The sequence below is a fragment of the Hymenobacter convexus genome (genome assembly GCF_030580955.1).
In the GTDB taxonomy this organism is placed as follows: Bacteria; Bacteroidota; Bacteroidia; order Cytophagales; family Hymenobacteraceae; genus Hymenobacter.
This window is the reverse complement of record NZ_JAUQON010000001.1, coordinates 708,893-731,541: the sequence shown is the minus strand read 5'-3', so window position 1 is coordinate 731,541 and position 22,649 is coordinate 708,893. Positions and strand designations below refer to the sequence as shown.

16 protein-coding genes are annotated in these 22,649 nt (G+C 61.4%); 3 read left to right on the top strand and 13 right to left on the bottom strand.

The features are described 5' to 3' along the window. Positions 1 to 117: 117 nt before the first annotated feature. Positions 118 to 846: a murein L,D-transpeptidase catalytic domain family protein gene (locus Q4S41_RS02950; protein WP_305029603.1), complete on the bottom strand. Its 729-nt coding sequence runs from the start codon at positions 844 to 846 to the stop codon at positions 118 to 120. Between the two features lie 533 nt (positions 847 to 1,379). Here Q4S41_RS02950 and Q4S41_RS02945 point away from each other — a divergent pair. Continuing rightward, positions 1,380 to 3,767: an alpha-amylase family glycosyl hydrolase gene (locus Q4S41_RS02945; RefSeq protein ID WP_305029602.1), complete on the top strand. Its 2,388-nt coding sequence runs from the start codon at positions 1,380 to 1,382 to the stop codon at positions 3,765 to 3,767. Between the two features lie 73 nt (positions 3,768 to 3,840). Here Q4S41_RS02945 and Q4S41_RS02940 read toward each other — a convergent pair whose 3' ends face one another. The 6 genes from Q4S41_RS02940 to Q4S41_RS02915 all read right to left on the bottom strand — a co-directional run bounded on the left by Q4S41_RS02940 (position 3,841) and on the right by Q4S41_RS02915 (position 11,557). Further along, positions 3,841 to 6,144 (bottom strand): TonB-dependent receptor, encoded by a 2,304-nt coding sequence (locus Q4S41_RS02940; RefSeq protein ID WP_305029601.1) that lies wholly within the window; start codon positions 6,142 to 6,144, stop codon positions 3,841 to 3,843. A 53-nt stretch (positions 6,145 to 6,197) separates the two neighbouring features. Further along, a complete protein-coding gene (locus Q4S41_RS02935; RefSeq protein ID WP_305029600.1) occupies positions 6,198 to 6,431 on the bottom strand; it encodes a hypothetical protein in 234 nt (77 codons plus the stop codon). A gap of 151 nt (positions 6,432 to 6,582) precedes the next feature. Continuing rightward, positions 6,583 to 6,969 (bottom strand): hypothetical protein, encoded by a 387-nt coding sequence (locus tag Q4S41_RS02930; RefSeq protein ID WP_305029599.1) that lies wholly within the window; start codon positions 6,967 to 6,969, stop codon positions 6,583 to 6,585. Between the two features lie 103 nt (positions 6,970 to 7,072). Further along, on the bottom strand, positions 7,073 to 7,765 hold the full coding sequence (locus Q4S41_RS02925; protein WP_305029598.1) for a HupE/UreJ family protein: 693 nt from the start codon (positions 7,763 to 7,765) through the stop codon (positions 7,073 to 7,075). 97 nt (positions 7,766 to 7,862) lie between these two features. Beyond that, complete coding sequence (locus Q4S41_RS02920) at positions 7,863 to 9,191, bottom strand: tetratricopeptide repeat protein (RefSeq protein ID WP_305029597.1); 1,329 nt, start codon at positions 9,189 to 9,191, stop codon at positions 7,863 to 7,865. A gap of 119 nt (positions 9,192 to 9,310) precedes the next feature. Next, entirely contained in the window at positions 9,311 to 11,557 is a 2,247-nt protein-coding gene (locus tag Q4S41_RS02915) for a DUF4331 family protein (RefSeq protein ID WP_305029596.1), read from the bottom strand. 307 nt (positions 11,558 to 11,864) lie between these two features. Here Q4S41_RS02915 and hscA point away from each other — a divergent pair, with 307 nt between their 5' ends. Together hscA and Q4S41_RS02905 are read left to right on the top strand one after the other, a co-directional pair. Then, positions 11,865 to 13,736: a Fe-S protein assembly chaperone HscA gene (gene hscA, locus Q4S41_RS02910; RefSeq protein WP_305029595.1), complete on the top strand. Its 1,872-nt coding sequence runs from the start codon at positions 11,865 to 11,867 to the stop codon at positions 13,734 to 13,736. A gap of 49 nt (positions 13,737 to 13,785) precedes the next feature. Then, positions 13,786 to 15,141, top strand: coding sequence for an O-antigen ligase family protein (locus tag Q4S41_RS02905; RefSeq protein ID WP_305029594.1), 1,356 nt, complete (start codon positions 13,786 to 13,788; stop codon positions 15,139 to 15,141). Positions 15,142 to 15,184: 43 nt separating this feature from the next. Here the strand turns inward: Q4S41_RS02905 and Q4S41_RS02900 are convergent, their stop codons facing one another. The 6 genes from Q4S41_RS02900 to rplQ form a co-directional block, all read right to left on the bottom strand. Continuing rightward, positions 15,185 to 15,661: a hypothetical protein gene (locus tag Q4S41_RS02900; protein WP_305029593.1), complete on the bottom strand. Its 477-nt coding sequence runs from the start codon at positions 15,659 to 15,661 to the stop codon at positions 15,185 to 15,187. Between the two features lie 101 nt (positions 15,662 to 15,762). Beyond that, the gene (locus Q4S41_RS02895; RefSeq protein WP_305029592.1) at positions 15,763 to 19,419 is read right to left on the bottom strand and encodes a CARDB domain-containing protein; all 3,657 of its coding nucleotides are present in this window, start codon (positions 19,417 to 19,419) and stop codon (positions 15,763 to 15,765) included. Between the two features lie 110 nt (positions 19,420 to 19,529). Continuing rightward, entirely contained in the window at positions 19,530 to 19,844 is a 315-nt protein-coding gene (locus Q4S41_RS02890; RefSeq protein WP_305029591.1) for an FtsB family cell division protein, read from the bottom strand. Positions 19,845 to 19,920: 76 nt separating this feature from the next. Continuing rightward, complete coding sequence (gene eno / locus Q4S41_RS02885; protein ID WP_305029590.1) at positions 19,921 to 21,192, bottom strand: phosphopyruvate hydratase; 1,272 nt, start codon at positions 21,190 to 21,192, stop codon at positions 19,921 to 19,923. Positions 21,193 to 21,261: 69 nt separating this feature from the next. Continuing rightward, a complete protein-coding gene (locus Q4S41_RS02880) occupies positions 21,262 to 21,897 on the bottom strand; it encodes a TlpA family protein disulfide reductase (RefSeq protein WP_305029589.1) in 636 nt (211 codons plus the stop codon). Positions 21,898 to 21,998: 101 nt separating this feature from the next. After that, positions 21,999 to 22,601 (bottom strand): 50S ribosomal protein L17, encoded by a 603-nt coding sequence (rplQ, locus tag Q4S41_RS02875; RefSeq protein WP_305029588.1) that lies wholly within the window; start codon positions 22,599 to 22,601, stop codon positions 21,999 to 22,001. Between the last annotated feature and the right edge of the window lie 48 nt (positions 22,602 to 22,649).

The following is a 22,649-nucleotide window of genomic DNA, read 5'->3' as shown; positions in this document are numbered from 1 at the left end:
CTTTAAAACAGACCTCAACCGATTTAGGAACTTATACGTGTGCGCCGCCCTGATGGGCGAGGTCTAAACGTTTCTCTTCACCAAATAATTCCAATCCGCTATTCTTCGCCCCTGCCCCTACCGCCAGCCTCGCTGCAGGAAGCGCCGCCCAGCCGCTGGCCCGTCCAGCCAGCGCGACTTGATGCCGGGGCCGCTGAGCAGCATCATGCTGCCCACCCGCATGGTGGCAATGATGTCCTTGAACTGCTCGGGCGGCAGGGCCGGGCAGCCGCGGCTATAGCCCAGGTGGCCGTATTGCCGGATGTATTTGGGGCTGGCATAATCGGCGGCGTGCAGCACCACGTAGCGGTCAAAGGCATTGCCGTTCTGGCCCTTGTCCAACCCCTCGATGCGGCGCGAGTAGCCGTGGATGCCGTCGTAAGTGCCAGCCGTGCGGTAGAAACCCAGCGAGGTGCAGGCCGATTTTTCCTCGTTGGAAAAGCGGCGCGCGCGCAGGTGGCCCGAGCCTTCGCCGTGGGCCACGTAGCTGCGGTGCAGCACCTTGGCTTCTTTCAAATCGATGACCCAGAGGCGCTCGGTGGTGTTGGGCAGGTCCATGTCGGCCACGGCCAGCAGGCCGGCGCGCTCGATGCGGCCGGTGGGATGCAGCGTGAGGTAGCCCACGCAGGCCTGCTCCAGCACCTCGGGGCGCAGCTCAGCAGCGGCCGGGCCGAGGGCGGCGTGCAGCTGCCGGATGGCCTGGTGCAGGGTATCGGGCACGCCGGGCGTGGCAGCCACGGCCGTGAGGCGGAGCGCATCGGGCACGGGTCCCGTGGGGTGGCTGGCGGCTGCGGTGTCAGTAGCCACGGCTGCAACTGCTGTGGCTGGCATACGCGGCGCGTCGGTGCTACGCAGCTCATCGGCTCGCAGCTGGCAGCCGACTATTAGCAGCGTGGCTGCCACCATACTGCTGAGGCTGCGGAGGCCACCTTTTTCTATCCGACTTCTATTTTTTTTCTGCAGCCCAACCATGGGGTGAAAGTTACGGCCGCCGGGTACTGGCCTCCAACTGATGAGGCTGAAAACGCCGTGCAAAGGGCGTCCGATACCGGCTGTTTGAGTTGACTCACAGGCTTATCTGTTTTTTCACTAAACCGGGCAAATAGTGCCAGCTGCGCAAACGAATGCACACCGATATGTGCATTCGTTTGCGCACATCAATAATTATTATTTAAAAATTTCAACCACAGCCATGTATAACATTTTGGCCTCTCTTCGCTGCTTCCCCAAACGCCTATACCTTGGCAATCACTAAGCGAGTGGCTTTCCGGCTTTGGGCCGTTGAGACTGCTGCTGCTGGCATCCTCCGCACTTCCTTCACCAAACCCCAATTCCCACACATGATGCACTTTTCTCCTCATTTTCCATTCCGCAAACGATTCCGGTTTGCGCTACTGTTGGCCCTGGCGCTGCTGGGCGTCGGCAACCAGGCGGCACAGGCCCAAAAGGTGGTCGTTCAGGCCTTCTGGTGGGACTACTGGAACAGCAACTACCCCAACGGCTGGGCCAACTACCTCGCCGACCTGGCCCCGCGCCTCAAGAGCATGGGCGTGGACGCCATCTGGATTCCGCCCACCATCAAAAACGGCAACCAGGGCAACGGCTACTCGCCCTTTGACAACTACGACCTTGGCGACAAGTGGCAAAAGGGCTTTCTGGCCACGCGCATGGGCACCAAGGACGAGCTGCTGCGCGCCGTGGCCGTGCTGCACGCCAACGGCATTGAGGTGATTCAGGACATTGTGCTGAACCATAATGACGGCGCGGGCTCCTCCAACGGCGCGGGCGGGCAGGACCCCGGCGCTTGGGACGACGGTACGACCAGCAAGTACAAGAACTTCCGCTACGTGAGCTACGGCCGGCCCGTGACCGACGAAAGCGCCGCCGACTACTTCGGCCGCTCGGGCCGCTTCTCGAAAAACTGGCAGAATTTCAACCCTAACCCCGGCAACAACTCGACTTCGGGCGACTGGAACGCGCCGTATTTCGGGCCCGACATCAGCTACTATTCCGGCTCCTACGGCCAAAGCTCCAACGCCACCACCTTTAACCCGGTGCAGGGCAGCGACTACATGCGCAACGGCAACCGCACCTGGCTGGCCTGGTACAAGAAGCAGGTGGGATTCGACGGCGTGCGCCTCGATGCGGTGAAGCACTTCCCGGACTTTGCCTCCGAGGACTTCCTCTACAACCTGCAAAGCAATGCCGGCTGGGCCAGCGGCGGCGCCACCATGTACGCCGTGGGCGAATGGGTAGGCTCGGCGGGCCAGATGGACGGCTGGGTGGCCAACGTGAACAACCGCTCGGGCACGTTCGACTTCTCGCTCCGCAACGGCCTTTACAACATCGTGAGCCAGGGCGGCAGCTTCGATATCGGCACTTTGCCCGGCTACCAGCAGGGCACGCGAGTGGTGAACATCAACGGTACCTACGTGCACCGCACGGTACCATTCGTGAACAACCACGACACCATGCGGCCCCAGCTCGACGCCAACGGCAACTACACCGGCTGGAACACCGGCTCGGAGCTGGCCCCGCACATCGACCCGTTCGACCCGCGCCTCTCGGCCGTGTATGCCGCCGCGCTGGCCATGGATGGCTCGCCGATGCTGTTTTTCGAGGACTTGTTCAACGTGGGCAGCACCAGCAAGCGCTACTCGCACAGCCCCAAAAGCACCACCGACCTGCCCACCCGCGACGACCTCGTGAACCTGGTGTGGTGCCACCAGAACCTGCATTTCAAGGATGGCGCCTACAAGGTGCGCTACCAGGCCGCCGACCACCTCGTGATTGAGCGCAGCACCAAGGCCATCATCGGCATCAACGACAGCTACGCTTCTTGGCAGAACAACACGGTGAGCTGCGACTTCCCGGCCGGCACCGTGCTCAAAGACTACTCCGGCGCCAACGGCACCGCCACCGTGACGGTGAGCGCCTCGCAAACCGTGGCCATCAACACGCCGCCCTGCAACGGCACCGCCGCCGGTGGCCGCCGCGGCTACTCGGTGTGGGCGCCCACCAACGCCGCCACCGGCTACACCCGCCCGGCCCTGGCCACCACCCAGGAGTGGGAATTGGCCAACGACCTCGGCGACTCCGACAGCCGCAGCCTGATGCAGGGCGGCGCCCTGCCGGCCGCCTCCACGGCCTACCGCACGGCCGGCCGCATCTACGTGGCCGCCAACAAGAGCATCACCTACAACCTCTACCCCACCGATGCCACGCGCAGCCTGACAGTGGCCGTGCTCAACAGCGCCGGCACCGTGCTCAGCAGCCAAACCGGCACCGGCAACCTCACGGGCACCTACACGCCCACCGCCGAGGGCTGGTACACGCTGAAAGCCAAAAACGCCAGCACCGCCAACCCCGCCCAGGGCGCCTTCGTGAAAGTGACCTACACCGCCCCCACCGTAGTAACCGGCGCCATGACCGGCCGCCGCGACGCCAACGTGCTGGCCACCGCCCAGGAAGCCCCCGCCGCCGAGGTATCGGTGTACCCCAACCCCACGGCGTCGGACCGCATCGACGTGGTGATTTCGGCCAACCGCGAGCAGGCCGCCACCATCCAGCTGCACGACATGACTGGCCGCCTGGTGCACACCGAAACCGTACGCCTCTACAACGGCGCCAACGAGCTGCGCCTGAGCGTGAAAAAGGCCCTGCCAGCGGGTATTTATCAGTTGAGCGTGCCTGAGTTCCACGTCAGCCAGAAGGTGGCAGTGCAGTAAACCCCGTTTGACTGCGCTACACAAAAAAGCCTCTCCAGATATTTGGAGAGGCTTTTTTGTGTTTGTTATTTTTCTAGAAAAACACGCTCACGTTCACCTTCGCATAAAACGGGGTGCCGGGCGTGAAATGCAGTTCGTCGACCGGCGTGGTTTCGGTGCGCAGGCGGGTTTCGGTGGCAAACTGGGCCTCGTTCCAAGCCACGTTGAGCAGGTTTTCGGCAGTGGCTCCGATTTGGAAGCGCGGCGTGGTATAAGCCAGCACGGCATCGAAGAGGAAGTAGCCGCGGGCCATGATGCTGCCGTCGTCGTTGGCCGGGCGCGAGTCGATGTGGCGGTAGCGGAGGCTGCCGCTCAGGCCCCGGGGCGCCTTGTAAGTGAGGCCGCCAATGCTGGTGAAGGTGGGCGCGAGCGGAATGTAGTTGGCTTCCGAAGGCGCGTCGAGCTGGCGGCCGTGGTTGTAGTTGAAGTCGCCATCGAGAAACAGACGGCGGCTGAGCTGGTAGCGCAACGACACATCCAAGCCGTAGCGCTGGGTGGGGCCGGTGCTTTCCACCACGGCGTCGTCGCCCACATACACCAGCTCGTCCTGCAGGTGCAGGCTCCACAGCGCGGCATTCACCACGAGGCTGGGCAGGGGCTTGAAGGTGCTGCCCACCTCCGAGCCAATGGCGCGGGGCAGCACGTTGGCGTTGGCGTCGCGAATCACGCCCCGCGCATCGTTGGAGTGGAAGCCAAAGCCGGAGCGCGCAAATAGCTGCACGGCGGGCGTGAGCTGGTAGTAGAGGTTGAGCTTGGGCGACACGCGGGCGTGGCTGACGCGGCCCCGCAGCGGCTCCAGCTCGCCGGTATTCTCACCCACCGAATTGCCGCGAAAGTCGAAGGTGAAGAAATCGGCCCGCACGGCGGCGTTCACCGTGAGGCGGTCGGTGAGGCTCAGGGTTTCGTCGAGGTAGGTGTTGATGTTCTGCTCGAATAACTTACCTTGGCTGGTGGTACCGAGAATCCGGCGTTGCGCGGCTGTGTAGAGGCCCAGGTTGGAGAAGTCGTTGCGGGTGCCCACGCCGAGGGTGCTGTGCAGCTGGCGGGCGCCCAGCTGGTCGTCGCGGTCGTAGGTGGCGGTGTAGCCGAAGAGGTGGCGGTCGTCGGTCTGCTCGATTTCGTCGCCATTCACCGGGTCGCGCAGGAAGAAGGTGAAGTTGGAAAACAGGCTGAAGTCGTACTTCGAGTAGTAGGCCTGCTGGCGCAAAACCGCATCATGCGGCAGTGCGGTGGTGAGGGCGATGCTGGCGTTGGTCCGGCTGGTGTTGCCGCCCTCGCTGGGGTCGATGCTGCCGTAGCGGGAGATGCTGCCGTCACGCACGGCACGCTCGGGAATCTGCCCGCTGGCATCCCAGCGCGAGGTGAAATGCGAGCCCAGCAGCGTGAGCGACGTATTTTCCGACAGCTGGCCGGTGTATTTGCCCAGGCCATTGAAACGCTTGAAGTGCTGCGGCTGGTCGAAATAAGCGTTGGTGAAATTGTACTCAGCGGCCACATAGGCACTTTCGGGGCGCTTACTGAGCAGGTGGCGGCTGCTGCCCAGCAGGTCCAGTAGCACCAGCGCCCGACGCGTATCAAACTGGCCCACTTCCAGCTTCACCTGGCTGTGGTCAAGCCGGGTTTTGGTGGTAAACTCGCCCGCGCCGGCCGTGGCAAAATCGCCGAAGCGCGCCGTGTAAGGTCCTTTGTAAACCTTCAGTTGCTCCACCGTTTCGGGTATCACGAAGTGGAAATCGGCGTAGCCCTGGCCGTGGGCGTGGCTTACCATGTTCACGGGCAGACCATCGACGCTCACGGCGAAATCGGTGCCGTGGTCGCAGTCGAAGCCGCGCAGAAAAATCTGCTCGGCCTTGCCGCCACCCGCGTGCTGCGCAATGAACAGGCCCGGCACGAGGCGCAACAGGTCCTGCGCCGAGTTCACGGGCCGCAACAATTGGTCGATGTGCGAGATGGCGGCCAGGCTCTGGTTGAGGTCGCGGGGCTGGCTCACGGTCACTTCCGAAAGGCTCAGGGTGGCGGTGGCGGCGGTCAGTTTCAGGCTGCGGGTTTCGCCGGCAGTCAGGGTCACGGGCACGGTTTGGGCACGGTAGCCCAGCGCGCCGATGCGCAGCGAATACGTGCCGGGCGCGATGCCGCCGAGGCGGAACTGGCCCAACGCATCGGTGGCCGTGCCACCGGGCTGGCCCTGCAGGCCCACGCTCAGGCCCACCACCGGCAGGCCAGACAGGGAGTCGGCCACGGTGCCGCGCAGGGTGGCGGTGGTTTGGGCGGCAGCGGTTGGCGCCAGCCCGCAAATCGAGACGAGCCAGGCGAGAAGAACAGTAGCGAGTTGTTTCATCTGATGCAGAAGAAAGCTGAGCGGCCCCGCCGGAGCGAAGCCGCTCGTTCGGATTAGAAGTTGGCTTTGCTCATGCAGATGGCCCGGCACTGCACTTGGTGCTGGGTGCGGTGCTGGCCCAGGTGGCCACGCGTTTGGCTGCGCATAATGGCCTCGATGGGCCGGGCCTGGTGGCCGTTCAGCCCTAACGGATTGGCAGCAAGGCGGCCGGCCGCCGGCAATTGCACACGGGAAGTAGCGCCCGTAGCAGTGGCTACGGGTTGGAGGGAATTGGCCCGAAAAATCATTGGCGTGAGAGTTGAACGCGCCCGGGCACATGGGCCGGCAGGCGGCGTCGGATGAATTGGATAAGCGAAATCGGCGCGGCAGCCTAGCGGCAAACGCGCACCACGGCCCTATTTGCCCTCGCTTCGAAGGTAGATAAGGCCCGAAATCAACTTATCCCCGACGGGGCGGCAACTCAATCTGGCCCCGGTACCCAACGGGCACGGCCACTACGCGGGCCGCCGACCGGGATTCCGAGGCAATAAAAACCGGCCAGGCAAATGCCACACGCACCTCCGAGAGGCAGTGCGTGTCCAGGCCTTTAAAAGAATTGAGCAGCTGCTGCAACGGCAGGCGTTCGCCGGTTTTCTTCACGGTGTACTGCACGCCGTTGCAGTCATCGAAACAGGCCAGACGTAGAGTGTGCTTCAGCTGGCAATCGGGGCTGTGCACATAGGCAAAAGGCCGGGTAATGGGCCGCGCCGGGCGTTCCACGAGGCCGGCCCCCACTACCAGCAGGTAGTTGAGCAGCAACAGCAGCGTGAGGAACTGACGGGACATAAGCGGCAACCAAAGGAAATTAACGCGGGCGAATGCTCGGCTATAGCCCGCATCTACCAAGTACGGAAAGCAGACGGCAAACAGACTGCCGCGGTGGGCATTATTAAGCAAAAAAGACGCGCTCGACGGTCCAGTAGGCGGCCACCAGCCCGATAACCACCGACACCGGCACCACCACGCGCTGCTTATACCAGGTTTTGTGAGCGGCCCAGCGGCCCACCAGCGCCCAGCACAGCAAAATCACCGAGACCTGCCCCAGTTCCACGCCAACGTTGAAGGAGATGAGCGAGCCAAAATAGTCTTTCTGCGGCAGCCCCAGCCCGGTAAGCGCCGAGGCGAACCCCATGCCGTGCACCAGTCCAAAGCCAAACACGATGAGCAGCCGCCAGGGGTTCAGCTTGTCGGTGATGATGTTTTCGATGGCCACGAACAGGATGGACAGCGCAATAATGGGCTCAATTACGGCCGAGGGGGGCGAAATCAGCCCGTACATGGCCATTCCCAGCGTGATGGAGTGCGCCACGGTGAAGGCCGTGGCCTGCATAAGCACCGGTTTGAGGCGCGGCTCCAGAATGTAAAGGCTGATGATGAACAGAATGTGGTCGAACCCTAGCGGAATGATGTGCGTGAAGCCCAGCTGCAGGTACGTCCAGAAAATCTCCGTGCGTGAAAGCTTGCTCAGGTCCGTGTTGAGGACGTGCGCGGCGGCTGGCAGGGCCAGCAACAGCAGCAGCGGCAGCAACACAAAAGCGCGTCGCAGCAAACGTATTTCAGCAGGCAGTACGGTTGGTTTCATAACGAGCGGTTCCGGCGCAGGGTAGCGCGGACTCTGGGAGTCTGCGCCTGGGTGAACGTTCTGCAATACGCGGACTCGCGGAGTCCGTGCTACAGTTTTACCGCGCCGCCAGCATCTTCCGGCCCTCCGCTTCCACCTCAGAGTTGAGGTAGGGGGCGGTTTTGAGAGAGTTTTGAATCAGGGCCTGGCCCTCGGCGGTTTTGCCCAGCTTGGTGAGGATGAGGCCGGCCCGGCCCAGTAGCACGGGGTTTTTGGAGCCGGTGCGGCGGGCCACCTGCATGTACTTCTGGGCTTCGGCAAACTCGCCGCGCTTGTAGAGCACCCAAGCCATGGTTTCGTTCACGTCGATGTTGTCGGGCCGGCGGGCGTACTCGATTTTGGCGTGTTCCAGGGCCTTGTCCAGCTCGTTGGTTTTGAGGTAGGCGTAGGCCAGTTCACGGTCGGCGTAGTGGCCCATCTGCTCGTTGTCGTCGGCTTCTTTAGCAGCACTAGCCAGCATGTCGATGGATTCCGCGGCCATTTTTTTTGATTCGGCAGGTTGGCCATTGAGGCGGTACAAATCAGTCAGCTCGTCGGTAAACGCATAATCCTTCACCGTGACGCGCGCCTGCTGAAAGTACTTGATGGCCGTTGCGTAATCCTGGCGGGCGGCGGCAATGCGGCCCAGGCCGGCCAGCGCGTAGGCGTAGCCGGGGCGGGCAGCCAGCGCCATCAGGTAGTAGCCGTGGGCGTGGGCGGTGTCGCCGCTCACTTCATAGAGGTGGGCCAGCGCTACCCGGGTCCACTCCGTTTGCTCTAGGCCAATGTAGCCGGCTTTGGCCGCCATGTCCATGGCCTGAATAGCGCCCGGCACGTCGCCATAAATCTCGCGCAGGTAGCTCACGCGGGCATACGCCGACAAGTCGGGGCGCAGGGCATTCATCTTGTCGGCCATCTTCACTGCCTCGTCGTAGTGGCCCATTTCCACGTTGGCGTCGGTCAGCAAGCCGTAAACGAAGCCGCTGTTGGGGTTCAGCTTCTGAGCCTGTTCGGCAATGCCCAAGCCCTGGGCAAAATGGTGCTGGGTGAGGCACAGCGAGGCTTTGCAGCACAGAGCCTCGAAGTTTTCGGGCTCAGCCCGCACCACTTCTTCCAGCAGTTCCATAGCGGCACCGTCGTAGTAAGGGTGGTCGCCGGTCACGCGGGCTTCCTGCATGTAAGCCTGGGCCAGCAGCAGGCGGCTTTTCTGGTCGTTGGGATTGGTGCGCAGCTTGGCCAGCAGGCCTTCAATGGCGGCCTTTGTATTTAGCCATTCGCCGCCGGCCGCCAGGTCGCCGTGGCGCATTTTCAGCTCCGGCGTGCGCGGAGCGGGTTTCTTGAAAACAAAAATAGCGGCAGCCAGCAGGCCGAAAACCACCAATAAGGCAGGGTATAGATACTTTTTCAAAGCAGAAGACTGTTGGAAGAAACCGGATTTCACGGCGGAAATAAAGGTATGAAAAAAGCCGCCGCCAGTCCCTGCTTGGGCCCAACGACGGCTCTGTTCAGACAAGATACGGACCTACTTTACTGCCGCTCGATGCGGACCGACTGCACGACCGTCTGGCCGCTGTACAGCGTGGCGATGTACTGGCCAGCAGCCACATCACGGCCCGGAGTCCAGGTCAGCTCGTTCACGCCCTGAGCAAAGGTTTTGTCCTTGGCAACGGTAGCTACCCGACGGCCCGTCACATCGCTGATAACGAGGCTCATCGTGCCTTTGGCCGGCAGCTCAAAGTGCAGCGTAGTGCTCCCGATGAAGGGGTTCGGGTAGGCCTGGGCCACGGTCAGGTTCGGCGAGAGGCCGAGGTTCGTAGAACGCTGGGCCAGGGCCACACGCTGCGCGGTGGTGCCGCTCCAAGGCGTTTGCACAAACGGGAAGGTAGTGCGGAAGGTGGTGTCGTTGCGCTCCACATTCGTGCTGAAGCTCAATACGTTGCCCAACTGCGCCGTTACGGGCGTAGTGGAAGTACCCACCGTGTAGTCGTCGTACCAGAGGCCGATGGCAGCCAGCACCACGCCGCTCACGGCTTGCAACTCGATGCGGGTCACGTCGTCTTCGAGGCGCCGGCCGTTCGGGAAGCCGTCCATGTTCGGGATGGCAATGTAGTTGGCGCCGCTGGCAGTGTAGCGAACATCGGTGAGGCCAAGTGCAGCCGCAGCAAGCAAGCCCTCCGAGCTAAAGTCGGGCGAGGTGCGTGAGGTAGGCTGCACCGCCAAGTTGATGCGCAGCATATCGCCGAAAGTCGGCAGGAAGTTGTTGATGAAAGGCTTGCCAGCCGTCAGCGGGTTGTTGCCGGTTTTGCCGGTAGCCAACTGGTACGGAGGCAGGTTGGGCACGCCGGTATGGAACAGGGGCAGCAAATCTACCGAACGCGGAGCACCGCTCGCGCCGCCGTTCAACAGCACTTCGCCAAATCCACCCTGTGCAACGGGGGCAAGGGCCGTGCCGTTCGTCAGCGCGTTGCCCAAAAGGGGAGCCAGGCCCGGTGCGCCGTTCCGGAAGTCGAAGCCAGCAGCAAAAGGCGCGGGCAACAGGCCCGCCAGCGACTTGGACTGAATGCGCAACAGCCCCAGGCCCCGGGTCGGTCCTACCGGGCCTTGGATGGCTTCGCCATAGTAGGTCTGGCCGGCCGGCTTGGGAGCGGCGCCGTTTACGGGCGTGTTGTCAGCCATATACAAACCCAGCTCGGGATTTTTCAGGTTGGCCTCAAACATGGCCTGCCGCGAACCGGCGGCCGGCGTGGCCACCCCATACGGAGTGTCGTTGTTCCAGGCGTCCTTCATGCCAACTGGCTGCACCACCTCGTTGGTGAGGGGCATGCCAAGGCGCGATACCTGCACATAGGTGCCGGTTTGGGTCTGCGTACCGTCGGTATTGATGGTGCGCAACGACAGGCGGCTGGCCGAAGCCCACACACCAATGGTGTAGGGCGACACGGGCGAGGCCGGCGAGGTGGTGCCCGCCAAGGGGTTGGTAGTGGCCGTGAGAGCCGGGGTGCCGGTCCGAACCAGGGCGGCCACCGGAATCTTCATCACAATGCTGTGCACGTTCTTGCGGGCTAGGCCATCGCGGGCGCCACCGGGCGAGCGCACTGCCCCCAGGTCGAAAATAGCACCCAGGTCGGTGAAGAAGGCGTCGTCGGAGGGACCGCAGTATATCTGCATGTTGCCCCCGGTAGTAGCCACCTGCTGAACAGTGCTTTCCAGATAGGTTTGGTAATTGGTTTGGCCCAGGCCAGCTGGCGTACTGGTGATGGACCGCGGCCCGATGTTAGGGGCAGGCACCTGTCCGGCCGCCACTAAGGTTGTGAAGGCACCACCGGCCAAGCTTTGCTCCAGCTGATAGGTGGTCTTCATGTTTTCCTGGCCCAGCCGTACCCGGAAAAAGGTCGTCGGGGCCTGGTTGGTGCGGGTGAACGTGAAGCGGTAGGTAATGTCGTCGCCCGTTGTGGCGGGGTTGTTTTTGACGTGGATTTCGTAGCGAATGTTTTCGCCGAACGAGTTGAAGTTGGGGCCGCCCTGCGGCAGCTCAAACGGAATGTAGTTGGCAATGATGGTAGCCGTGGCGTTGCCGTCGTTGTTCGGGGCATCGGGCGAGCGGAACACATACAGGTCGGTGTTGTCGGCCAGAGGGTCGTCGGCGATGAGCGGGGCTTCGCGGTGGCTCGAGGCCTCCAGCGTGTTGTGCTGGCCACTCAGGGCCAGTATCCCTCCCACCGCAGTTGCGAGTAGCGCAACGGGAAGTAGAGGACGAGTAAGCAGATTTTTCATGTAAAAGAACGGGTTATGGTGAAAAAAAAGGAGGCAATACGGAAGCTGAACACTGATTGCCGGAGCAGTCAGATGATTAGTTTCCCGGTAGTTGTGTGCTATTGTTCTCTCTTTACGTGCCCAACAATCGTTTCGGTTTGGAACTTTTATAAAATAGCCGAATAAAATTCGGGCTTTGGCCAACCTCAATTGCCAACTCTGCATCATTTCCGGGCCGGGGTGGTTTAGGGGCTACTTTTGTGCCACGCCACGCGGCGTTATTTTTTTATTTCCTTTTGGGCCAGCCGCAGCGCCGGCCTCAGCATATATGGCTACAGTCGCTATCAATCTTGCCACCGGCAGCCTCCAGCAAGAAGAAATTATTGTGGGCATCGACCTGGGCACCACCAACAGCCTGGTGGCCTACGTGCACCCCGAAACCCGTCAGCCCATGGCCATCAACGACCTGGGCCGCGGCACCATCGTGCCCTCGGTGGTGCACTTCCCGGCCAACGGGGCCGAGCCCGTCATCGGCACCGAAGCCCGCGAGTTTCTGCTCACCGACCCGCAGCGCACCATCTATTCGGTGAAGCGCCTGCTGGGCAAAAGCTACCGCGACCTGGGCCAGCACGCCACCCAGCTTGGTTACAAGGTCATCGATGACAATTCCGAAGGCTTGGTCAAAATCCGCGTCGATGACCGGTTTTTCTCGCCCATCGAGCTGTCGGCCGATATTCTGAAAGAGCTGCGCGCCCGCGCCGAGCACGCCCTCAAAACGCCGGTCAACCGCGCCGTCATCACCGTGCCGGCTTATTTCAACGACTCGCAGCGCCAAGCCACGCGCGACGCTGGCCGCCTAGCCGGCCTCGAAGTGCTGCGCATCGTGAACGAGCCCACGGCTGCCGCGCTGGCCTACGGCATCGGCCTCGACCCCGACGAGGAAAAAACCGTGGCCGTGTACGACCTCGGCGGCGGCACCTTCGACATCAGCATTCTGCGCATTCAGCAAGGCATCTTTGAAGTGCTGAGCACCAACGGCGACACCTACCTGGGCGGCGACGACCTCGACCGCGCCGTGGTAAACCATTGGACCGCCACGTTTGGCCTCCCGGAAAGCTTCCACACCAACCCACACCTGCAACAGCAGCTGCGCTTGGCCGCCGAAATGGCGAAGAAATATCTCAGCCAGCACGACGACTTCACCACGCACCTGACCGACGAAGCCGGGCAAAACACCACCGTCACGCTCACGCGCGCGCAGTTCAACGACCTCGTCCGCCCGCTGGTGGACCGCACCATCGCGGCCTGCCGCCAGGCGTTGGCCGACGCCAAGCTCACCACCCAGCTCGATGCCGTGCTGCTGGTGGGCGGTTCCACGCGCGTGCCGCTCGTGTACGACGCCGTATCGGAGTTCTTCGGCCAGCCGGCCAACAACTCCCTCAACCCCGACGAAGTGGTGGCGCTGGGCGCGGCCATTCAGGCCGATATTCTGGCTGGCAACCGCCGCGATGTACTCCTGCTCGACGTGACGCCGCTCACGCTGGGCATCGAGACGCTGGGCGGCCTGCTCGACCCCATTATTCCGCGCAATTCTAAGATTCCGACCAAGGCCGGCCGCCAGTACACCACCAGCGTGGACGGGCAGGTAAATCTCAAAATTGCCGTGTACCAAGGCGAGCGCGACCTCGTGAGCCAGAACCGCAAGCTGGGCGAGTTCGTGCTCACCGGCATTCCGGCCATGCCGGCGGGCCTGCCCAAGGTGGATGTCAACTTTCTGCTGAACGCCGACGGCATTCTGAAAGTAGAGGCCATTGAACTCCGCTCGAACACGCGTCAGCAAGTCGAAATCAAGCCCCAGTACGGTCTCACCGACGAGCAGGTGGAGCAGATGCTGATGGACTCCCTAGTAAATGCCAAAGACGACGTGGCCGCCCGCCTGCTCATCGAAGCCCGCACCGCCGCCGAGCAGTTGCTCTACCAGGTAGACAATTTCACCCGCAAAAACCGCCAGCACCTCACCGAAACCGAGTTGGCCGACACCGAAGCGCAGGTAGCCACGGTACGTGCCGCCTTGGCCGGCACCGAGCGCGACCCCATCCTCAAAGCCATGGACGAGCTGGACGAGCTGACGCGCCCCTACGCCGAGCGGGTGATGAACATTTCCATTCAGCAGGCCATGGCGGGCAAAAAAATCGGGTAGCGTCGACGAGTTTCATTGCACCGGGCGGTGGTGCGTTTATTTTTTCTGCATGACTCCTTCGCGTTTCCGGCATCTATTGTTAGGGATGTTTTACGTGGCGCTGGCCAGTGTGCCGTTGTCGGTATCGTGGTTTTCGCCGCGTTGGCACTTTGGGCTGCTGCTGGCGTCCGAGCCACTCATGGCTGCCACGGTGGGCGTTTTGGTGGTGGGCCTGCTGGCCGGCTGGGTGGCCTGGCCCCGCACCACGCGGCGCCTCGATAAGCTCATTGGCCTGCACGTGGGGGCGTTGTTTCTGTCCACGGTTTTTTCGGGCGATGTGCTGGTTTCGGCCAAGTATTTTGCCACGGTGCTGCTCTACATTGGGTTTGGCTACGGGGTGCAGCGGGTGCTGCGGCTCGAGCGCACCGAATGGTACCGAGCGCTGGGCGCGCTGGCCCTGGGCACCGGCCTGCTGGCCGCCTACACATTGGTGCGTCACGCGGTAGTTGGCATTTCCTATACGGTTTCGTACTTCGTGGCCCAGCCCTTCCTCGAACATGGTCACACCAACCTCACGGTGCTGCTGGAGCCGCTCATCCTGCTGCTGAACATGGTGCTGCTCTATCACCCGCGGGCGCAAAACCAGCGCGGCCGCTTCCTCATCACGCTACTGCTCACGGGCGTGCTCATGGTGGTGGCGTTTTCGTACTCGCGGGCGTCCTACATCTCGCTGCTGGCCCAGGCGCTACTGCTGCTGGCCTTCTCGGGGCGCGAGGCGGGCGTGCGGTTGCTGCTTCCTTGGGCGGTAGCCAGCTGCTTGGTGCTCAGCGCCTGGCAGGTTATCAATATCGCGCACCCGCACCCGCCCACGGCCACCAAAACCAACCTCTTGCACGAGTTGGGCTCGGTGAGCGACTTTTCCTCGGCCAATGAATCGAACGCCGAGCGCATGAGTCGTTGGGTGTTCAGCCTCGACCTGTTCCAGCAGGAGCCCGTAGTGGGCGTGGGCCCGGGCACTTTCCCCGACCGCTACCTCGATTTTGTGCGCCACGACCCGGCCCACCCCAACTATACCCCCACCCTGCGGCGCATGAACGCCCACAACCTTTACCTCGACTGGCTGGCCGAATCCGGCGCTCTCGGGCTGCTCTCAGGCCTATTGCTGCTGGGCTACTTGCTGGTCCGCCAGTTGAAGTGGGTGTTTCGGGGGCAGCAAACGCCCGCTCAGGTGGGTTTCACGGCCTATCTGCTGTTTTTCCTGCTGCATTCTTTCACGCAGGACTTTTGGCAGGAGCCGCGGGTCATCGTATTGTTCTGGCTGGCGGTGGGCCTGCAGCGGCATTATGCGCGGGCGGCCATGGCCGTAGTGCCCGCCACCGGGGGCACGTTCGCGCCGTCGGCGCAGGCGCTGGATGCCCATGCCTGACAATCCACCCATTACCTTTCGAAGCCAAGGTGGCGTTCACCCACTATTTTTTGGGGCTTTCCGAAACGGGCCGGCTACCGGTTACTCTGGCTGGAGTGCGCAGACTGAAGCCCAGCACGGCCCGCGTTGCCGTGTCCCGGAATGTCACTTCCAGCAGTTCCGATGGGCTCCTGGCCGCCGAATCGGTGGCGAAAGAGAAGGTGTAGAACAGCCGGGAGCCTCCTCGGTCGCCCAGCCGCACGCCCAGTTTATACAGTTCGATAGTATTTCCATGTCGTTGGCCGCTTTTCCAAAGTGGCCGGGCAGCCGCCGCAAAGCGGGCGAGGCTAAGGCCCTGGCGCACTTCCGGCGCCAGACGGGCATAGGCGGCCGGGTAGTTGGCGCGGAGCACAGCCTGCAGAAACAATCCGGCTGCCTGCGCTTGCCCGGGCCGACGCTCGGCCTGCGCTGGAAGTATTCTGCCCAGAGGCAGGCCTGTTCCTGCGGCCACCAGCACCAACACAGGCCAATAGCGCATCATTTCTACCATGGCCCAAAATAAGCGAAGGCGGCCGGTCCGGCTGTTACGCCGGGCCTGCCGCCTTCGTTCCAGCGCCGTCGGCACTGGTTTCAGCTATTTACTTATTCAATCACCACGCGGCGCGTCACGCTCAGGCCGCTGCCGGTGAGGCGCAGGGTGTACACGCCCGTGGCCAGACCCTGGGTGGGGAGTTCGGCTTGGTTGGCACGGCCGGCACCCAGTTGCATGGCCTGGGTCAGCACGCGCTGGCCGAGGGCGTTGTAGAGGTCAACCGAGGCGGCACCGCTGTTACCAGTGCCGCTCAGCTGCACGCGCAGGGCGTTGCCGCTCACCACCGGGTTCGGCGCCACGGCCACGGTGTAGCCCGTCGTCTGGTCGCGGGTAGCGGTGCCACGGGTTACCGTCACGGCCAGGGCAGCCAGGTTATTGCTCTCGTTGGTTTCCGTTTCCACGTTCAGCGGGTCGGCCACGAAGAGAACATAGTAGGCACCTACGGCGGTGTTAGCCGGTACAGGAGGCGTCAGCTGGCGGTTGGCGCTGGCACCCGAGGCGAGGGCCGAGCCGGCGCTGGTGCCCAGCAGTACGTCGCTGGCGTCCAGCGTTTGGTTGGTGGAGAGGTAATACCCCACGGCCGACGTAGCGGCCGAACCCACCCCCTGATTCTGAATCGTGGCGCTCAGCGACAAGTTGCCACCGGCCGGCACCGACGAGGGCGAAGCGCCAATCTGGGTCAGCAGCAAGTCGGGCAATACCGTGGGCGCATTCACGCACGACACCACTGCATCGAAGCCCGAAGCCGTCACGCTACCGTCGCTGGTAAATACCAGCGTGAGGGCGCCCGACGTGTTGGTGGCGCTGGCCTGAATGGGCAGCGTGGGCAGATAAGTCAGCGTGGCCAGCAAAGGCGACTGGGCGTTCGGGCCATCGTAGATGCGCAAGGCATCGCAGCAGGTTTCAACGGCAAATGAGTTGAAGGTGAGCTGCACGCGGCTGCCCGTTGTGCCGGGGTTGATAACGAGGGTGCCGTTGGCGTTGTCCGAGTAGTTGCCGAAGCCCCCGTGGTCGTACACCGTCGTGCTGCAGGTCGTCACCGTAGCGGTGCCGGTATAAGGCACCACCGTGCCCGTAAACGGCCCCGTCACCGTGAACTGGTAGTAGGCCACGTTGTTGGTTTCGTTGGTTTCGCTCACCACGTTAGTGGGGTCGGCCACGGCCAGCATGTAGTAATTGCCCGCCGTCGTTCCGGTCGGAATCGTCACCGTACCCGCCGAGGAGAGGTACTGGTAGCTACCAAGTACCCCACCCGTGGTCGTGGTCAGCAGCACATCGTTGGCGTCCAGCGTGGTGTTGGTCGACAGGTAATAGCCCACGTTGCTGCTCGGCGAGCTGGTGTTGCCCGCGTTGTAAACGTAGGAAGAAACCGACATCGTGGCGCCGGGCGCTACCGAAGTGGCGCCCAGATACATTTGCGTAATCTGCAGGTCGATGGACGGCACCGTTACCTGAATCGTGGTGTAAGCTACGTTGTTGGTTTCGTTGGTTTCCGAAACCGCATTGGCGGGGTCGGCCGCAAACAATACGTAGTAATAGCCGGGCGTCGTGCCCGACGGCACCGTGGCCGTAGCCGTGCGGTACGAGCTCGAGTTGGCCGCAAGCGAAGTGCCAGTCACCGTAGTCAGCAGCACGTCGCTGGCGTCCAGCACCGAGTTGGTCGACAAGTAGTAGCCCATCGTGCTGCTCGGCGATACCAGCGTACCGGTGTTGTAGATGTACGAAGACAGGCTGAGTGAAGCGCCCACGCCCACTGTGTACGGCGTTGCGTAGGGCTGGCTCACCTGCAGGTCGATGCCTGGGGCCGTTACCGTCAGGGTCGTGTAGGCGACGTTGTTGTTCTCGTTGGTCTCGGCCACCAGGTTGGTGGGGTCGGCCACAAACAGCAGGTAATAAGTACCCGAAGCCGTAGCGGCCGGCACCGTGATGGTGGAATAGATGCTGACGTAGTTGCCGGCGGTCAGGGAGGCGTTGTTCTGGCTGCCCACCAGCACGTCGCTGGCGTCAAACGTGGTGTTCGTCGACAGGTAGAAGCTCATGTTGGCCGGGCTGGCCGTGGCGTTGCCCTGGTTATACAAGTAGGCCGAGGTGTTGGCCGAACCACCCGACGCCACCGTGCTCGGCGATACGTAGACCGACGACACCGTCAGGTCAATCGAAGGCGCAATCACCGTAAAGGCCACGCTGCGCACGTTGTTGGTTTCGTTGGTTTCCGTCACCAGGTTGGTGGGGTCGGCCACAAACAGGATGTAGTAGCTGCCGGGCGTGGTGCCGGCCGGAATGGTGAGGTAGCCCGAGCGGTACGACGACAGGCTGGAGCCCAGTGCGGTGCCCGAAGCCGTGTACAACAGCACGTCGTTGGCATCAAACGTGGTGTTGGTCGAAAGGTAGAAGCCCATGTTGCTGCTCGTCGCCGTCACGTTGCCCTGGTTATAAATCGAGGCCGAGGCCTGCGTGGTGCCACCGGCGGCGCTGGAGCTGGGGTACAGCGACTCCTGCTGCACCACTAGGTCAACGCCCGGAGGGGCCACCGTGATGGCCACCGAAGCCACGTTATTGGTTTCGTTGGTTTCGCTTACCTGATTCTGGTAATCGGCCACGAACAGGATGTAGTACGTACCGGGCGTGAGGCCCGTCGGAATGGCCGCCGTGCCGTAGCGCGACGATGAGTAAGTCGTCGTCAGCGAGCCGCCGTACTGCGAGGTAAGCAGCACGTCGCTGGCATCGAGCGTGGCATCGGTCGAGATGTAGAAGCCCACGCTGCTGCTGGCCGCCACCGCGTTGCCCGAATTCAGGATGTAGCAGTTCATGTTGATGGGCGTGCCCACAGCAGTATTCAGCGGCGAAACAGTGGCCTGCTGAATGGTCAGGTCGATACTCGGCGCTACCACCGTCACGTTCACCGATGCTACGTTGTTGGCTTCGTTGCTTTCCGTCACCTGGTTCTGGTAGTCGCCCACAAACAGGATGTAGTAGTTGCCCGGCGCGGCCGTGGCCGGAATGGTGGCCGTGGCGTAGCGCGTGCTCGACACGCCCGAATTCAGCGTGTAGCCCGTCGTATTGGTCAGCAACACGTCACTGGCGTCCAGCGTGGCATCGGCCGAGAAATAGTAGCCCACGCTGCTGCTGGGGGCCGTGCCCGCGCCAATGTTGTAAATGGAGCAGCTCAGCGAAACCGAGTTGCCGGCCACCGTACTCAGCGGGCTCACCGAAGCGCCCTGCACGGCCAAATCGGCCAGCGGCACGGTCGTCACGCAGGCGATGGATGCCGCGAAACCGCTGTAGCTGTAATAGCTGTCGCTTTGCAGCAGTACCGTCAGCGTGCCCGCCGCGTTGGTGGCATACACCGAGGCCGGGGGCAGGTTGTAGTTGGAGTACTCGCCAATCAGCGGGGCCGAGGTCGAGCTGCCATCGTATATCCGCACTACGTCGTAATAGGGGTCGATGTTGAACGCCGAAAACTGCAGGCGAATTTTGTTGCCAGCGGTAGAAGGCGTTAGCGTCGTGCCGCCGTAGGCATTCAAGGCGTAATTGCCCGTCGCGCCGCCATCGTCATAAAGGGTGCCGGAGCAGGTCGTCACCGACGTGATGCCCGTGGTGGGTAGGTTGTACGTCTGGGCGTTGGCCGCCTGGCTCCACCACAAAATGGCGGCCAGCAGCACCAGCCGCATCTTGCCTTGAAACAGCAAAGGGTAGGTTTGTTTCATGTGAAAAGTTGATGATAAAAAGGAATGAATATTGTTTTGAAGGGCAAAAAAAGAGCCCGATGCGCCCACAGCAAAAAAGCTGCCAGCCGCGTCGAGCCCTGGGTTAGTCGTTAATTGTCGTTTTGGGGCACCAGCACGAATACATCCTCGCCGGGGCGTTTCATGAGGTATTTCTCCCGCGCAAATTTTTCCAGCAGTGCCGGCGAACTCATTAGCTCGGCTCGCTCTTTTTTCACCACCTCAATATTGTCGAGGTAGTATTGCTTCTCGTTGCGCAGTTCCTGCCACTTGCGGTAGATGTCGAACTGCTTGCCCAAATCGTTTGCATCGAACACCAACATCCAGACCAAAAAGCCCATGCCGGTGAGAAAGTAGAAACTGCGGGCCACCCGGAGTACCGGGCTAATGAAATGAGGTAGATTCATCGGGGATAAAGGTAATACAAAAGGCCAATTCCGCTAGCACGGAATTGGCCTTTTATTCAACTAACCATCAGAATGGTTACATCTTCTTCCCGGGGAAGTAAGCTACCTCACCCAGCTCCTCTTCAATGCGTAGCAGTTGGTTGTATTTAGCCATCCGGTCCGAGCGCGAAGCCGAACCCGTTTTAATTTGACCCGTGTTCAAGGCCACGGCCAAATCGGCAATTGTGCTGTCCTCCGTCTCACCCGAGCGGTGGCTCATGATGGACTTGTAGCCGTTGCGACGGCCCAGGTTCACGGCGGCAATCGTCTCGGTCAAGGTACCAATCTGGTTCACCTTGATAAGAATCGCGTTGGCAATGCCTTCGTCAATGCCACGCTGCAAACGGTCCACGTTGGTCACGAACAAGTCGTCGCCCACTAGCTGCGTCTGCTTGCCCACGCGCTCCGTCAGCGACTTCCAGCCGCTCCAGTCGTCCTCGTCCATGCCGTCTTCCAGGCTGATGATGGGGTATTTCTTCACCCAGTCGGCCCAATAGTCCACCATTTGGCTCGAAGTCAGTTTGTCGCCGGTGCTCTTCTTGAAGTGGTACACGCCATCCTCGTAGAACTCCGACACAGCCGCATCCATCGCAATGAACACGTCCTCACCCGGACGGTAACCGGCCGTTTCAATAGCCTGCAACACAATCTTGATTGCGTCCTCGTTCGACTTAATGTTCGGCGCAAAACCGCCTTCGTCACCTACGTTCGTGCTGAAGCCCTGCTTTTTGAGCACGTTCTTCAGGTGGTGAAAAATTTCCGTGCCCCAACGCAGTGCTTCCGAAAACGAAGAAGCGCCCGTCGGCATAATCATGAACTCCTGGAAGTCAATCGAGTTGTCGGCGTGCGAGCCACCGTTCAGGATGTTCATCATCGGCACCGGCAGCGTGCTGGCTCCCACCCCACCGATGTAGCGGTAGAGCGGCATGCCGGCGTCCTGCGCCGCAGCGCGGGCGGCGGCCAAGCTCACGCCCAGAATGGCATTGGCCCCCAGATTGGCTTTGTTGGGCGTGCCATCCATCTCCAGCATAATCTTGTCGAGCAGCGCCTGCTCATATACCGAAAAGCCCACTAGCTCTTCAGCAATTTTGCTGTTCACGTTGTCCACAGCCTTCAGCACACCCTTGCCCATGTACATCGACTTGTCGTCGTCGCGCAATTCTACAGCTTCGTGTTTGCCGGTGCTGGCGCCCGAAGGAACGGCGGCGCGGCCTACTACGCCCGAATCAAGTGTTACGTCCACTTCCACGGTCGGATTACCGCGGGAATCAAAAATCTGGCGAGCGTGAATTTGTGAGATGAAGCTCATAACTTAAGTGAGATTAGTTCGGCGCAAACTTACGCCCCTGGTTCCCAATTGCCGCACTCAACTGTAGCATCAACGATTTGCCCGCAGCACCGAATCCAGCACGCTGGCGTTGAAGCACCCCGCGCCAGCCGTCGCATACAGCACCTTATGCTGCTGGTTCAGCAGCAAGTGCGTAGGAAATCCTGTCGGACCAGTATAACCCGGGTACAGTTCATTCAGCAGCTTAGAATAACGCTTGATGCCGGTGAACTCATCTCCGTACTTCTCCATATCGAGTATGTACGTCGGAAACGCTACCTGGCGCGCAACCAAGAACCGTTTCACCTGATTGAGTTCGACCCAGCTTTCCGGCGTCACCATCACCAAGCCCACTCCCGGCCGTGCCTCGTGCATGCGCATAATTGCAGGCAATTCCGCTACGCAAGGCTTGCAAAAGCTCCCGTAGATATAGACATGGGTAATATCCTTCTCCCCTACTAATCGTTGGATACCCGCCGCGTCCACCTTAAAGACCTGCGCTCCGGCCGCAGTCCCTCTTCCAACACCCGTTGTTGCTTGCTCCGGCCTACCGGAATCGGGCAAAGAAGCAGGTTGTAATTCCGCTTGCTCTTTGCTTGAAAGCTTGCTAAATCGAGGGTTTACCTGACACGAATGTAGCAACGCAGCACATGCCACTGCTAAAACTGCTGTTTTGATTGAAAGCATGGTTCATTGAAATGACAAGCTAAAACGAAGCGATAAATAAACACAAAAAAGGGACGCCCCTCGCGGAGCGTCCCTTTCAACTTGGCAGCAATTGCTACGAATTAAGCACCAGCTTCGTCAGCCTTAGCTTCTTCGCGGCTCTCGCCATCCTTAACGGTTTCAGTAGCCGTGTCAGCCGGAGCCGACTGCTCAACTACAGCATTAGGAGCAACAGCTTCGCCCTTCACTTCGGTAGCCGAAGTAGCAGCGTCGCCAGCAGCTTTCTTGCCACCACGACGCGAACGACGGGTAGTGCCAGCAGCAGCCTTATCAGCAGCAGCTTGCTTCGACTCAATCAGGGTCTCGTTGAAGTCCACCAGCTCGATGATACACATCTCGGCGTTGTCGCCCAGACGGGTATCGCTCAGCTTCAGGATGCGGGTATAGCCACCGGGACGGTTAGCAATTTTGCCCGAAATGTTGCCAAACAGCTCCTTAATCGACTCTTTGTCCTGCAGAGCAGCGAACACCATACGGCGCGAGTGCGTCGTGTCTTCCTTCGACTTGGTCAGCATCGGCTCCACGTACTTGCGCAGGGCTTTGGCTTTGGCCACAGTCGTCGTCAGACGCTTGTGCAGGATGAGCGACGAAGCCATGTTCGACAACATGGCGTGGCGGTGGGCGGTAGTCCGGCCCAGGTGGTTGATTTTTCTTCCGTGACGCATTGGTCGTTTGAAAAAATGTGTGCTTGCGGGCGGCGACCACGGCGGGCC

Excerpts from the sequence above, each read along its gene's own strand:
- Q4S41_RS02945 (WP_305029602.1), top strand. The coding sequence starts at position 1,380 with ATGATGCACTTTTCTCCTCATTTTCCATTCCGCAAACGATTCCGGTTT.
- Q4S41_RS02940 (WP_305029601.1), bottom strand. The coding sequence starts at position 6,144 with ATGAAACAACTCGCTACTGTTCTTCTCGCCTGGCTCGTCTCGATTTGC.
- Q4S41_RS02935 (WP_305029600.1), bottom strand. The coding sequence starts at position 6,431 with ATGATTTTTCGGGCCAATTCCCTCCAACCCGTAGCCACTGCTACGGGC.
- Q4S41_RS02930 (WP_305029599.1), bottom strand. The coding sequence starts at position 6,969 with ATGTCCCGTCAGTTCCTCACGCTGCTGTTGCTGCTCAACTACCTGCTG.
- Q4S41_RS02925 (WP_305029598.1), bottom strand. The coding sequence starts at position 7,765 with ATGAAACCAACCGTACTGCCTGCTGAAATACGTTTGCTGCGACGCGCT.
- Q4S41_RS02915 (WP_305029596.1), bottom strand. The coding sequence starts at position 11,557 with ATGAAAAATCTGCTTACTCGTCCTCTACTTCCCGTTGCGCTACTCGCA.
- hscA (WP_305029595.1), top strand. The coding sequence starts at position 11,865 with ATGGCTACAGTCGCTATCAATCTTGCCACCGGCAGCCTCCAGCAAGAA.
- Q4S41_RS02905 (WP_305029594.1), top strand. The coding sequence starts at position 13,786 with ATGACTCCTTCGCGTTTCCGGCATCTATTGTTAGGGATGTTTTACGTG.
- Q4S41_RS02900 (WP_305029593.1), bottom strand. The coding sequence starts at position 15,661 with ATGATGCGCTATTGGCCTGTGTTGGTGCTGGTGGCCGCAGGAACAGGC.
- Q4S41_RS02895 (WP_305029592.1), bottom strand. The coding sequence starts at position 19,419 with ATGAAACAAACCTACCCTTTGCTGTTTCAAGGCAAGATGCGGCTGGTG.
- Q4S41_RS02890 (WP_305029591.1), bottom strand. The coding sequence starts at position 19,844 with ATGAATCTACCTCATTTCATTAGCCCGGTACTCCGGGTGGCCCGCAGT.
- eno (WP_305029590.1), bottom strand. The coding sequence starts at position 21,192 with ATGAGCTTCATCTCACAAATTCACGCTCGCCAGATTTTTGATTCCCGC.
- Q4S41_RS02880 (WP_305029589.1), bottom strand. The coding sequence starts at position 21,897 with ATGCTTTCAATCAAAACAGCAGTTTTAGCAGTGGCATGTGCTGCGTTG.
- rplQ (WP_305029588.1), bottom strand. The coding sequence starts at position 22,601 with ATGCGTCACGGAAGAAAAATCAACCACCTGGGCCGGACTACCGCCCAC.